A 12,704-nucleotide genomic window follows, 5' to 3' on the forward strand; every position below is an offset into this window, starting at 1 on the left:
CGGATCAGGCGAGGGCCGCGGCCAGCATCGGCGCGGCGCGTTCCGCTTCGGCGCGCAGGGTGGGCCAGTCCGGCACGTCGGTGTCCCACTCGATCAGAGTCGGCTTGGGCCCGCCGCGCGCGATGGTGTGTTCATACAAGGCCCACACGGGATCCACGACCTCGCGCCCGTGGCTGTCGATCAGCAGCGGCGCGCCGGTCTCATCCTGGTCCTCGTCATGGCCGCCTAGATGCAGCTCGCCCACCTGGTCCAGCGGGAAGCTGTCGATATAGCTCAACGGGTCGGTCTTTTGGTTGGTGGCGCTGACGAAGACGTTGTTGACGTCAAACAACAGCCCGCAGCCAGTGCGCCGGGCGATCTCGTCCAGGAACGCGACCTCGGGCATGGTGGTCTCTTCAAAGGCCAGATAGGTCGAGGGGTTCTCCAGCAGCATGCGCCGACCGACCGCGTTCTGCACCTCGTCCACATGGTCGCAGACCCGATCCAATGTTGCCTTTGTGTAAGGCAGCGGCAGCAGGTCATTCAGAAAATGGCTGTCATGCGTAGACCAGGCAAGGTGTTCGCTAAAGGACGCGGGGTTCAGCCAGCCCAGCAAATGTTTCAATCGTGCAAGGTGGTCGCGGTCCAGCGGGGCCTCGCCGCCGATGGAAAGCCCGACGCCATGCACCGAGATGGGGAAGCGCTCGGCCAGGTGGCGCAGCTGCGCCAGGGGACGCCCGCCATCGCCCATATAGTTCTCGGCGTGGATCTCGAGCCAGGCCACAGGGCCGGGCGCGTCAAGGAGGTCAGAGAAATGCTGCGGCTTGTAGCCCACGCCCGGCGCGTCGGGCAGCTTGTCAAAGCGATGCGACGTGGCGTCCAGCATGTGTCGAACGTCCTTTTTGGTTCGATGATGTGTGGATCATAGAGCCTGGGCGCGGCCCGGGCAATTGGGTGGGGTGGGCAATCGGAGGTAGGATGGGGTTAAACCCCATCCTACGCATTCGTTTGGCTTACGCCGGCAGGTCGCGGTCCAGCTCTTCCAGCGAGCCTTCGCGCGCGGTGCCGTCGGCCATGGCAGGCACTTCGATATCGGCGCAGGTGCCCGCGTCGACGAGGGTCCAGGCGTTGCCCTGGTAGTCAACCGTCGAGGTGCCGGCGCAGGTGGTGCCGGGGCCAGCGGCGCAGTCATTCTCGCCAGCCAAGGAGATGCCGTAGCACTTTTCCTGCGACTGAGCGTTCGCGATGGTTGCGTGACCAGCAACGGCGGCGGCAACGGCGCCAGCAACGGCGAGGGTTTTAACGGTGGTGGACATGTGGGTCTCCCATCAGAGTTACGGTAATCCGAGCATCGCGATATGCGATGAGACAAGATTTATAGGATGCGGCGCGAGTGTTCCAATAACAGCCACGTTACGCACATGTGTGTTATCTCGCGGTAATATAGATCGGGGAAATTGACGGGCTTTTGGCGGCGTGTGTCGCGGCGCAACCCCCTATTTTGCAAGGGGTTTCGGCTTGGCGGCGCTGGGTCGCGGTCTGCGCCCGCTTTAGGCGAGGCTTGGCGCATCGGAATTGTTACAAGCCCTGGTCCGCGGCGGCTGATCCAACGCGCCGCAGCCAATTTTGTAACATTTCGTGAGGCGCGCCGGGAATCGCGGCGCGTTCTCTTGGAGCGCTCAGCGCATATCCGGAGGCGTTGCGTCCGCCGCCAGGGCGGTTGCGACGTCGTCCAACGCCTCGACGGTGGACTGCTTTTCGCCCAGGCGCCGCACGGACACCGTGCGTTCCTCGACCTCGCGCATGCCGCAGGCCAGGATCACCGGCACCTTGCTCAGCGAGTGCTCGCGGACCTTATAGTTGATCTTCTCATTGCGGATGTCGGCCTCGGCGCGGATGCCCTTGGCCTTCAGCGCCGCCACGACCTCGTGCACATACTCATCCGCGTCCGACACGATCGCGGCCACCACGACCTGCCGCGGGGCCAGCCAGAAGGGCAGCTTGCCCGCGTGGTTCTCGATCAGGATGCCGAGGAAGCGCTCAAACGAACCCAGGCAGGCGCGGTGCAACATCACCGGGCGGTGCTTGGCCCCATCGGCGCCAATATAGGTGGCGTCCAGACGCTCTGGCAGCACGAAGTCCACCTGGAACGTGCCGCATTGCCAATCCCGGCCAATCGCGTCGGTCAGCACGAATTCCAGTTTCGGTCCGTAGAACGCGCCCTCGCCAGGGTTCAACTCTGGTTCGACCCCAGCGGCACGGGTCGCGGAGAGCAGGGCCGTCTCGGCCTTGTCCCAAACCTCGTCTGAACCGGCGCGCGTATCTGGGCGGTCAGAGAACTTGATCGAGAAGTTCTCAAAGCCAAGATCCGCGTAGATCTCGCTGAGGAACCGAATGAACTCTTTGCACTCGTCTTCGATCTGCCCCTCGGTGGAGAAGATATGCCCGTCATCCTGCACGAACCCGCGCACCCGCATGATCCCGTGCAGCGCGCCGGAGGGCTCATAACGGTTACATGAGCCGAACTCGGCCATGCGTAGGGGCAGGTCGCGGTAGCTCTTGAGCCCTTGGTTGAAGATCTGCACGTGGCACGGGCAATTCATCGGCTTGAGCGCGTTCACCGCCTTCTGCGCGGCATGCTCTTCGTCCACCTCAACGATGAACATGTTCTCTTGATACTTCTCCCAGTGGCCGCTGTCTTCCCACATCTTGCGGTCCACGACCTGGGGCGTGTTCACCTCGACATAGCCACCGGAATCCTGCTTGCGGCGCATGTAGTCTTGCAGCGTGGTGTAGATGCGCCACCCATTGGGGTGCCAAAAGACCTGACCGCGCGCTTCTTCCTGGATGTGGAAGAGGTCCATCTCGCGGCCCAGCTTGCGGTGGTCGCGTTTGGCGGCCTCTTCCAGCATGTGGAGATGCGCTTTGAGGTCGTTTTTGTTCTTGAACGCCACGCCGTAGATCCGCTGTAGCTGCTCGCGGTTGCTGTCGCCGCGCCAATAGGCGCCCGCGATGGACATCAGCTTGAAGGCGTCGCCGGGCACCTGCCCGGAATGCTGCAGATGCGGCCCGCGGCAGAGGTCCTGCCAGTCGCCATGCCAGTACATCCGCAGCGGCTCGTCGCCGGGGATGGCGTCGATCAGCTCGACCTTAAAGGGCTCGCCCGCGTCCTCGTAATGCGCCACGGCATCGGCGCGCGACCAGACCTCGGTGCGCACCGGCTCGCGCTTGTTGATGATCTCGCGCATCTTCTTTTCGATGGTGCCGAGGTCCTCGGGCGTGAAGGGCTCGGCGCGGTCGAAATCGTAATACCAGCCGTTCTCGATCACCGGGCCGATGGTGACCTTGGTGTCGGGCCACAGCTCTTGCACCGCGCGGGCCATGATATGCGCCGCGTCGTGGCGGATCAGCTCCAGCGCCGGCTCGTCATCGGCCATGGTGTGGATTGCGATGCGGGCGTCGGCCTCGATCGGCCATTGCAGGTCGTAATGCGCGCCGTCGACGGAGGCAGAGATCGCCTTCTTCGCCAAGGAGTTAGAGATCGACGCCGCGATCTCGGCGGCGGTCACGCCGGCGGGGTATTCACGCGCATTGCCATCGGGAAAGGTGAGGGAGATCTGGGCCATCATAGCCTCCTCGTCAGTTTGGCGCCCACGGAACGCCCGGTTGCGGGTATATCGTGGCGCCGATGTGCCGCCGGTGAGGCATCAGGTCAAGCCTGAATTTCAAAACCGCGCTAGATATCCGCATGGGTTGTGCTAACGTTGCATTGTTTCGTCGAAGAGCGATTTTAGAGTGTGAGTGGGGGGACAATGACCATAGAAAAGGAACCGCGTTCGGATCATTTGGTGCTGTGCGTGCATGGGATCGGCAACCAGCGCGAAGGAGAGACCGTGGACGACGTGCTGGGCGGCGCGCTGGCCGAGCATAACCGGGTCTACCCCGACAGCCAGGTCGTTGCCGACGAGACCATCGTGACGCTCTTTGAGGACGAATATGCCAGCTATGACGGCACCGCCAAACCTCAGAGCAAGACATACCCCGGCGGCGCGCGCACGATCACCTTCCCCGATGGCTCGCAGCGCGTATTGCCCGACGAGGTGGACACCCCCGTCCACGACGCCCCAAATGACGATCCAGAGCGCGAAGGCGTGCAAGAGAAGTTCTCTATGCATGTCAAGCGCGTCCGCAAGCAGTACCGCCAAGAGGTCGAGACGGTCATGGCCGAGGTCTACTGGGCCGACCTCTCGCCCGAGCCCAAGGGCGCCTTTGCCACGATCTTTGACCTGATCAAGGTGGTCGCCTCCATTGGCTACCTGGCGCTGGATAACGCCGCGAATGTGGGCAGTAAGCGCGGCTATAACGCCGTGTGCCTGTTCCTGTGGTTGATCATCGGAGGCGTGGCGGCGCTGAACGCGACGCTGCTCTTTGGGGTGGTCGCGCTGCTTCTGGAGGGGCGACTCTATTCCTTTGACAGCGGCGGGACCGGCGCCGCGGGGGCAATGGGCCCGGCGGTGATGGTTATTTCGGTGATCGCCGGTGTCTTCGGCCTATTCGCCAATGTCACGGGCAACGAGAAAGCGTGGAGCTTATTCGGCCGGGTGACGGATTTTGCGATGATCATTGCGGCAGTCGGCGTGATTTTCGGCCTAATTCCCAATTTCGCGGGGGCGCTCTCGCTAAGCGCGCCCGAGACCGCCTTGGCGCTCACCGGCATCTTCACGATCCTCTTTGGGCGCATGATCGGGCGCAACAAGGCGCGCTGGGCGCTTAGCCTATGGCGCATGAACAGTATCGGCGCGGGGGGCTGGGGTCTTATCGTGCTGATCTACATCCCCTTTTTGCCCGACCCGGAAGCGGTTCTTGCGAGCTGCAAGGCGGCGACGGAGTCGGTCTCTCCGTTCTGTAAATCCATAAACGGCGGAAACTTTGGACCTGAGGCCACGCAGATCTTTTTCTTCGTGAACTTGCTCATGCACGTGTTGGCCTATGCCCTGATGGCCTCGATGGTCGCCTGCTTCCTGACCTATCTGGCCTGGGCGCTGGACAAGGATAAGGTCGAAGACAGCGCCCCCCCACAGCAGCGCCGGATGTATGCGACGATCTGCTCGGGCCTGGTGCTGTTGTGGGTGATCATGGCGTCGTCCTTCTGGGTGGGGATGCATTCCGCCACGGACAGCTTGAACTTCAAAGAGCTGGGCGCCGAACAATGCTTGGCCCTTCCGGTGGCTGAGCAGGCCGAGCATCATTGCCACGAGACCACGGGCATTCTGACCCATGTGTTCGAGGACTTTATCGAGGGCGTGGCGCCGACGATGGCCGTGGCGGTGCTGTTTCTGTTCGTTCTGGGTGTGGCAGGAGGCGCGATCGTGATCCTGCGGCATATGAACAAGCACGTGCTGTTCATGATGGCACAGTCCAAGCCGCTGATCGGGCGGCTGCTGCTGAACGGCGGGGTGCAGGTGATCTTTGCCGTCTCAACGGTGGTGCTGTTCGTGGTCGCGCTCTTGTTCCGTCTAGACTGGTACACGCTGGACAAGGATTCGTCAGAGACCTTGTCCTTTGTCGTGCAGTTCGTGCCGCCGATCCTTCTGGCCATCGCGCTTATCGTCTACCAAATGCGCGACCTGGTGGCGGGCGGCCTTGGCGCGTTCCGCGACATCGTGGTCTATGCCAATAACAACAAGCTTAAGGCGGATTTCGGCTCGGAGGAGAAGAACCGCAACAACTTCCCGCCGCGCAAGCAGATCGAGGGCCGGTTCGAGCGCGTGGCCAGGCTGATGATCAACCAGGTGAAGCCCAAGCGGCTGACGGTGATCTGCCACTCGCAGGGCACGGTGGTGTCGACGCGCAATGTACGTCGCCTGAAGGCGGCGGGCGTGTTCGATGGGATTGACGTGACGGTGGTGACGATGGGCTCGCCGGTCACGCATCTCTACCGCAAGTACTTCCCCCGAGACTTCCGCATCGAGCCAGCGGATTGGGAGGGCGTCAGATGGTTCAACATTGGCCGCACGGATGACTTCGTGGGGACCTATATCGAGAACCTCGACGCGCTGAACGGCAAGCCGAACCAGCCCGTTGAGAAATCTGAGTACAACCTGATGGTGCCCGCGGGCGGCCATCCGGGCTACTTCACCGACCCCTATGTGTGGCAGCATTTCAGCAAGCGGATCGGGTTCAAGCTGGTGGATGTCTAACGAAGACGGCCCGCGCTGTGCGGGCCGTAGGGTTCACAGCGCGCGGCTCGATCCAGCGATCAATTGCCTCCTGGAAGAGAGGCGCATTCAAAATCGCGTCCATGGGCCCAGCTTAAAAGTGACCGAGTGGTCACGTGATAAGATAGTCGCCCGTTGATTTTTCAAACTGAGAATGGATTCCCACGCGCCGCTATGGCAGATCGTCAAGAAAAACAGGGGGCATCCATGGCCGCACCAGATTTCATCGACACACCGCAAGGCCGCCGCATCGCGTATCACATGACCGCTGGCGCAGGCCCCACGGTGGTTTTCTGCGGCGGCTTTAAGTCCGACATGGAGGGGACCAAGGCGATCCACCTAGAGGATTGGGCCAAGGCGACGGGCCGCGCCTTCCTGCGGTTTGACTATTCAGGGCATGGTCAATCGTCGGAAAATTTCCTGGATGGCTGCATCGGCGATTGGACAAATGATGCATTCGAGGTGGTCTCGGCCTTGATCCCTGGAGATGTTGTAATTGTGGGATCCTCCATGGGCGGATGGATCGCCTTGAACCTGATGGCGCGGTTTCAACTGAAAATCGCCGGTTTTGTCGGAATCGCCGCGGCGCCGGACTTTACCGAGGACAGCATGTGGGCGGGTTTCACGCCGGAGCAGCGCGACGAGCTTGCACAAAACGAACAATTGGCGCTTCCGAGCGAATACTCCGACGAGCCCTATATCATCACCAAGAAACTCATCGAAGACGGGCGCGAAAACCTGGTGCTGCGCACGCCTCTGACCCTGGATTTCCCGACGCGCCTCTTGCAGGGCACCGCGGATGAGGACGTGCCGGTCTCGGTCGCGATGCGCCTGCTGGAGCATGTCGAGGGCGATGACATCCGCCTGACGCTGGTCAAGGACGCCGACCACCGGTTTTCGACGCCCGATTGCCTCAAGCTCATCGAGGCCAGCATCGAGGAGGTCCTGGCGCGCTGCTGACGCAGCGTTTCTCTAGGCGCAACGGCCCAAGCTGCGGTATTAGCCCGCAGCTTTGGGAGAGGAACGCATGGCATTGACGCAAGGCCAGAAGGCGGGATGGGGCCTGGCCGATATGGGCATCGTCGTTTTCGTGATGATCAAGCAACTCTTGATCCTCACCTTCCTGACCACCGTGATGGGGGTGCCCGCGGCGGTGGCGGGGGCGATCACCACGGGCGTTCTGGTCTTTGACATCGTGACCGACCCGCTGATCGGGTATTTCTCGGATCGCACCAACACCCGCTGGGGGCGCCGCGCGCCCTGGATGTTCCTGGGCGCCATCGTGATGACGCTGGGCTGCCTGGGCATGTTCAACGCGCCGCAGAACCCCGAGGGCGGGCTGATCTGGTTCGCCGCGATGTTCGTGGTGGCCACGATCGGGTTCACCATGCTGGCGATCCCCTACGGCGCCACGGCGGCGGAGATGACCCAGGATCCCAAGGAGCGCTCGGCCATGGTAGGCTGGCGCATGGTCTTCGCCTCGGTGGGCATCCTGATCGGCGGCGGCGTGCTGCCGGGGCTGGCAGCGGGGATGGGATACCCCACGGCGATGCTGATCTCGGCGCCGCTGATCGTGCTGCCGATTTGGGCTTCGCTCTGGCTGACGCGCCGGGCGCCCAAGACGGAGGCGCCGAGCACGCTGTCGCTGGGCGCGGCGCTGCGGCTGGTGCTGTCGAACCCGCCCTTCACCTGGCTGGTGGTGCTTTATGGGGTGATGACCCTGGCGGTGGCGATGATCACCGCGGGGCTGCCCTTGGCGGCGCTCTATCTGATCAACGATGCGGGAAGCTCGGCGCTCTCGGGGGCGGCCAATGGGCTGGGCACCATGCCGCTGCTCTTTGCGGGCTTTGTGATCGGCTCGATCCTCAGCCAGGCGGTCTGGGTGATGCTGTCTGGGCGGCTAGGCAAGACCGGCGCGCTGATCCTGGGGCTCTGCCTCTACATGGCGGTGCTGGCCTTCCTCTACACGCGCCTGCCCAGCGTGAACGTGACCGCTATGGCGGGCATCTTCGTGCTCGCGGGGATGACCAACGGCGCCTACCAGCAGATCCCCTGGGCGATGTGGCCAGACCTGATCGACGCCACGCGGCGCGAGCAGGGCGGCGCGGTCGAGGGCGCCTTCTCGGCGATCTGGCTTTTCGGGCAGAAGGTCGCCAACGCCCTGGCGCCGGGTCTCGTGGGCGTCATCCTGGGCGCCTATGGCTGGCAAGAGGCCACGGGCGGCGCGGTGGTGGAGCAAGGCGCGGGCGCGTTGCAGGCGCTGCGGATGACAGTGACGCTGGTGCCGATTGGGATCTTCGTGCTGTCGATCCTGGGGCTCTTGGCGATCTACCGCCCGCGGGCCCGCGCCGTGGTGGCGCGCCCGTGACCCTGCCTGCGTTCGATCCTGAGGCGTTCGGCGGCGATCTGGACGCTTACTTTGCGAGGGCCGAGGGGCGGTTCGACGACATCACGCCCGGCACGCAGAAGCGGGTGATCTGGGCGGGCGAGGCCGGCGCCAAGACGCCCCTAAGCGTGGTCTATATCCATGGCTTCTCTGCCACCTCCGAAGAGATCCGCCCCATCCCGGACCGCGTGGCGCATGCGCTGGGCGCGAACCTGATCTACACGCGCCTGACCGGGCATGGCCGCACCGGCGCGGCCCTGGCCGAGGCGACCGAGCAGGACTGGCTGCACGACACCGCCGAGGCCCTGGCGGCAGGTCGCGCCGCGGGGGACGAGGTCGTGGCGATCACCACCTCGACCGGCGGGACATTGGCGGCGCTGGCGGCGCTGGACCCCGAGGCCTCAAAGGCGCTGAAGGGTATCGTCTTTGTCTCCCCCAATTTCCAGCTCAAGCCAGCCCTGGCCCGCATTTTGACCTGGCCAGGCGTTGAGACCTGGGGGCCGTGGGTCGCGGGAGCAGAGCGGACCTTTGCGCCGCTCAACGAGGCGCACGCGAATTTCTGGACGATGCGCTACCCCTCTCGGGCCCTGCTGCCGATGGCGCGTCTGGTCAAGCATATGTACGCGCAGGATTTCCGTCGGGCCAAACTGCCCGCGCTGTTTCTTTACTCGCCGTTTGACACGGTGATCGACCCCGAGGCGGTCGAGAAGATCGCAGCGGATTGGGGCGGGCCAACCCGGCGCGTGCCGATCCTTGCGCCAAGCGGGGACGCGCCGACCAATCACGTGATCGCGGGGGACATCACCAGCCCCGGCAACACCGGCGCCGCCACACGCTATATGCTTGATTGGTTGGCGGCATTGTAGCCAGGCGCAACCCGGGCAGCGGCCGACCTGGAGGTCGCCTGCGCATCATCTCCGAAGATCGCCCGGTTCTGATAGCCGCAATCGTTTCATTGGTATGCAACGTGGCAAAAGCGGCCTCCTGGGGGAGGTCGGCCGCTGCCCGAGGCAAGCTCGGGCGGTTGCATTGCTTGGGCAGCGTTGCGTCTGGGGTCGGCAAGCGTAGGCCGGCGTCGAGCGTCTTGGGCAATTTCCGCCCCAGGCCATAACGACCACTTGACCGTCAGGCCGGTACCCGCCGAACAAGTTGGGTTTGCAATCCCGGCCCCGCTGTGTTCTATCTTTGTTCACGCGCTCATTTTTAGAACTCGGGAGCATTTCCAGCCGATGGAACAACGTGTCAACCTGATCACCCTTGCGGTCGACGATCTGGCCAAGGCCGCCGCGTTCTACGAGGCGTTGGGCTGGTCCCGTAAAAAGATCGAAGAGGACGGTATCATCGTCTTCAACCTGCTGGGTCAGGCGCTGGGGCTTTATCCGAAGGAGGGGCTTGCCAAGGATATGGGGCTGGAGCCGTCCCAGATTGGCGGCTTCTCGGGGGTGACGCTGGGCTACAATGTGCGCCAGAAGGGTGAGGTGGACGCGATCTATAGGGCCGCGCAGGAGGCCGGGGGGCGCGGCCTAAAGGCGCCGCATGAGATCTTCTGGGGCGGTTACTCGAGCTATATCGCGGACCTGGACGGGCATGTTTGGGAGATCGCCTGGAACCCGTTCTCGCCGCCGCGTGAGGATGGCAGCTTTCAGTGGGGCGGATGAGAAAACCGCGCAGCTATACCGCGTTGGAGGCGCTGGGGCGGCAGCGCCTGAGCCGCCATTTCGAGATGCGCAATTTCATGACCTCCGAGATCGCGAATTTCTACGCGATGCAGAACTTCCCTGACGACCCCGAACTGGCGCTGGCGGCAGGGCGCAAGCTGGCCGAGCATTGCCTGGACCCGCTGGTGGAGACATTCGGGCCGATCGACATCCGCTCGGCCTATCGCCACCCGCAGATGAACGATTTCGGCTCGAAACTGACGCCGCAGAAATGCGCCCGCAACGAGGCGAACTATGCCCATCACATCTGGGATATCCGCGACAGCAAGGCCCGCATGGGAGCCTGTGCGACCGTGGGCGTGCCCTGGTTCGCGGCGCAGTATAACAAGGGCCGGGACTGGCGCGACCTGGCCTGGTGGCTCTACGACCATCTGGACTTTCAGGAGGTGTATTTCTTCCCCAAGAATGCCGCCTTCAACATCACCTGGCGCGAGGATTATCGGCAACAGCGCATCCTCAGCTATGCCCGCCCCAAGGGCACGCTGGTGAAACCGGGGATGACACCTGACCCGGATCGTGGCAGTCGTTACACAGACTTCCCGGAATTCCGGGGCATAAGCTACCCGGATATCCCAGGAGAGACGCCATGAGCCTACCCCGGACCCCCAGTTTCCGCCTCGACGGCAAGCGCGCCTTGGTGACCGGCGGCTCTCGCGGGATCGGGCTGGGCTGTGCCGCGGCGCTGGCCGAGCTTGGCGCGCATGTGGTGATTGCCGCCCGCTCGGAGGATCAGGTGCGGCAGGCCGCGACCGATTTAGAGGCGCAGGGGTTCTCCGCAGAGGGCCACAGGCTGGATGTCGCGGATGTGCCCGCGATCCGCGCCTTCTTTGAGGAACATGGGCCGTTCGACGTGCTGGTGAACTCTGCGGGGCTGGCCCGGCATGGCCCTGCGATCGACACGGTGGCGGAAGACTTTGCCGCGGTGGCGGCGATCAATTTCACGGGCGCGTATTTCTTGGCCCAAGAGGCCGCGCGCGGCATGGTGAACGGTGGTTCAATTATCCAGATCTCTAGCCAGATGGCCCATGTCGGCGGCATCGAGCGCGCGGTCTATTGCGGCACCAAGCACGGGGTGGAGGGCTTCACTAAGGCCATGGCCATCGAGTGGGGCGCGCGGGGCATCCGTGTGAACACGATCTGCCCGACCTTCGTCCGCACGGCCCTCACACGGCCGACCTTCGACGATCCGGAAAAGCGCGCCTGGGTGGAAAGCAAGATCAAGCTGGGCCGCGTGGCCGAGGTCGAGGACATCATGGGCGCGGTGCAGTTTTTGGCCTCTGACGCCAGCGCGATGGTGACTGGGACATCTTTGCTCATAGACGGCGGCTGGACGGCGGACTAAATCCTATACAACACATATCGCGCGCGTGGTCGGATGGGGTGAGCTCGGCTGCGCGACAGGCGTTCCTAAACGAGGACTAAATGCGCGGCTTCGACCCCAAGTTTAAAGGCTTTCCCCAATACATCTTAGGCGTAACCCAGGAAATCTGGGACGAGCGCGGTCTTGGTGCCAAGATCGACACCTATTATGACGCGGATGTGATTCTGCGCAGCCCCGGCGGCGTTGTGACAGGGGCCGCCGCCAAGACCGCGGCGGCGCTGGCCGTTCTGGTGGATTTCCCGGACCGCACCATGCTGGGCGAGGACGTGATCTGGTCCGGCGACACGGATGCGGGCATGCTGGCCTCGCATCGGGTGTTGTCCACGGCGACCTATTCCGGCGCGGGTGGGTTCGGCGCAACCGGCGGGTTGCCGGTCACCTTCCGGACGGTCTCTGAGAGCTTCGCCATCGAGAACAAGATCCAAGAGGAATGGCTGATCCGCGACACCGGCGCGATCCTGCGGCAGCTCGGCCTGGAGCCGCGCGCGTGGGTTCAGGCGCAGCTGGGTGCGGATGGCGCGCCGCCGCCGACGAATGCAGTCGAGCCCAAGGCAAGATATGCCGGGCGCGGCAATGACAATGAGTGGGGCGCCAGGCTGGCGCATCTGCTGCAACGCATCTTGGGCTCGGATCTCTCGGCGGTCTCGGGCGAGTATGACCCGGCCTGCCATCTAGAATATACGGGCGGGCTGACCGGGCATGGTCACGCGTCGGCGGCGCGGTTCTGGCTTGGGCTGCGGGCGGCCTTCCCGTCGGCGAAGCTGACGGTGCAGCATCAGATCGGGCGCGAGGACCCGATGATGCCGCCCCGCGCGGCCGTGCGCTGGGTCCTGGAGGGGCGCCATGACGGTCCGGGGGCCTTCGGCGCGGCCACAGGCGCCGAAGTCCGGATCATGGGCATCACGCATGCCGAGTTCGGGCGACGCGGCCTGCGGCGCGAGTACACGCTCTTTGACGAGACCTCTGTTTGGCGGCAGATCCTGCGCGCCGGTTAGGGGCGGCGCCCAGTCCGGGCGCGTTCT

The 12,704-nt window shown here is 63.9% G+C and carries 11 protein-coding genes; 8 read left to right on the forward strand and 3 right to left on the reverse strand.

The genetic code is table 11. The features are described 5' to 3' along the window. Positions 1-4 precede the first annotated feature (4 nt). The 3 genes from bufB to thrS all read right to left on the reverse strand — a co-directional run bounded on the left by bufB (position 5) and on the right by thrS (position 3,605). On the reverse strand, positions 5-865 hold the full coding sequence (gene bufB / locus AIOL_RS06215) for an MNIO family bufferin maturase (protein WP_049642193.1): 861 nt from the start codon (positions 863-865) through the stop codon (positions 5-7). Between the two features lie 127 nt (positions 866-992). Continuing rightward, complete coding sequence (locus tag AIOL_RS06220; protein ID WP_049642194.1) at positions 993-1,295, reverse strand: BufA1 family periplasmic bufferin-type metallophore; 303 nt, start codon at positions 1,293-1,295, stop codon at positions 993-995. Positions 1,296-1,658: 363 nt separating this feature from the next. Beyond that, on the reverse strand, positions 1,659-3,605 hold the full coding sequence (gene thrS / locus AIOL_RS06225; RefSeq protein WP_049645286.1) for a threonine--tRNA ligase: 1,947 nt from the start codon (positions 3,603-3,605) through the stop codon (positions 1,659-1,661). Between the two features lie 186 nt (positions 3,606-3,791). Between thrS and AIOL_RS06230 the strand changes: the two genes are divergently transcribed. The 8 genes from AIOL_RS06230 (at position 3,792) to AIOL_RS06265 (ending at position 12,677) form a co-directional block, all read left to right on the forward strand. Continuing rightward, positions 3,792-6,179, forward strand: coding sequence for a hypothetical protein (locus tag AIOL_RS06230; protein ID WP_049642195.1), 2,388 nt, complete (start codon positions 3,792-3,794; stop codon positions 6,177-6,179). A gap of 225 nt (positions 6,180-6,404) precedes the next feature. Further along, positions 6,405-7,157, forward strand: coding sequence for an alpha/beta fold hydrolase (locus AIOL_RS06235; RefSeq protein ID WP_049642196.1), 753 nt, complete (start codon positions 6,405-6,407; stop codon positions 7,155-7,157). 67 nt (positions 7,158-7,224) lie between these two features. Beyond that, positions 7,225-8,565 (forward strand): MFS transporter, encoded by a 1,341-nt coding sequence (locus AIOL_RS06240; RefSeq protein ID WP_049642197.1) that lies wholly within the window; start codon positions 7,225-7,227, stop codon positions 8,563-8,565. Beyond that, positions 8,562-9,449, forward strand: a complete 888-nt coding sequence (locus tag AIOL_RS06245) for an alpha/beta hydrolase (RefSeq protein ID WP_053101205.1) — start codon at positions 8,562-8,564, stop codon at positions 9,447-9,449. The genes AIOL_RS06240 and AIOL_RS06245 overlap by 4 nt, the downstream gene beginning before the upstream one ends. Positions 9,450-9,812: 363 nt before the next feature. Continuing rightward, complete coding sequence (locus AIOL_RS06250; protein ID WP_049642198.1) at positions 9,813-10,241, forward strand: VOC family protein; 429 nt, start codon at positions 9,813-9,815, stop codon at positions 10,239-10,241. Then, entirely contained in the window at positions 10,238-10,891 is a 654-nt protein-coding gene (locus tag AIOL_RS06255) for a hypothetical protein (RefSeq protein ID WP_049642199.1), read from the forward strand. Before AIOL_RS06250 ends, AIOL_RS06255 begins: the two co-directional genes overlap by 4 nt. Then, on the forward strand, positions 10,888-11,643 hold the full coding sequence (locus tag AIOL_RS06260) for an SDR family NAD(P)-dependent oxidoreductase (RefSeq protein ID WP_049642200.1): 756 nt from the start codon (positions 10,888-10,890) through the stop codon (positions 11,641-11,643). Before AIOL_RS06255 ends, AIOL_RS06260 begins: the two co-directional genes overlap by 4 nt. A gap of 80 nt (positions 11,644-11,723) precedes the next feature. Further along, positions 11,724-12,677 (forward strand): nuclear transport factor 2 family protein, encoded by a 954-nt coding sequence (locus AIOL_RS06265; RefSeq protein ID WP_049642201.1) that lies wholly within the window; start codon positions 11,724-11,726, stop codon positions 12,675-12,677. Positions 12,678-12,704: the final 27 nt, after the last annotated feature.

The sequence above is a fragment of the Candidatus Rhodobacter oscarellae genome (genome assembly GCF_001078595.1).
In the GTDB taxonomy this organism is placed as follows: domain Bacteria; phylum Pseudomonadota; class Alphaproteobacteria; order Rhodobacterales; family Rhodobacteraceae; genus Rhodobacter_B; species Rhodobacter_B oscarellae.

Coding starts and splice junctions, on each gene's coding strand:
- AIOL_RS06255 (WP_049642199.1), top strand. CDS start 10,238: ATGAGAAAACCGCGCAGCTATACCGCGTTGGAGGCGCTGGGGCGGCAG.
- AIOL_RS06260 (WP_049642200.1), top strand. CDS start 10,888: ATGAGCCTACCCCGGACCCCCAGTTTCCGCCTCGACGGCAAGCGCGCC.
- thrS (WP_049645286.1), bottom strand. CDS start 3,605: ATGGCCCAGATCTCCCTCACCTTTCCCGATGGCAATGCGCGTGAATAC.
- AIOL_RS06230 (WP_049642195.1), top strand. CDS start 3,792: ATGACCATAGAAAAGGAACCGCGTTCGGATCATTTGGTGCTGTGCGTG.
- AIOL_RS06265 (WP_049642201.1), top strand. CDS start 11,724: ATGCGCGGCTTCGACCCCAAGTTTAAAGGCTTTCCCCAATACATCTTA.
- AIOL_RS06250 (WP_049642198.1), top strand. CDS start 9,813: ATGGAACAACGTGTCAACCTGATCACCCTTGCGGTCGACGATCTGGCC.
- bufB (WP_049642193.1), bottom strand. CDS start 865: ATGCTGGACGCCACGTCGCATCGCTTTGACAAGCTGCCCGACGCGCCG.
- AIOL_RS06235 (WP_049642196.1), top strand. CDS start 6,405: ATGGCCGCACCAGATTTCATCGACACACCGCAAGGCCGCCGCATCGCG.
- AIOL_RS06220 (WP_049642194.1), bottom strand. CDS start 1,295: ATGTCCACCACCGTTAAAACCCTCGCCGTTGCTGGCGCCGTTGCCGCC.
- AIOL_RS06240 (WP_049642197.1), top strand. CDS start 7,225: ATGGCATTGACGCAAGGCCAGAAGGCGGGATGGGGCCTGGCCGATATG.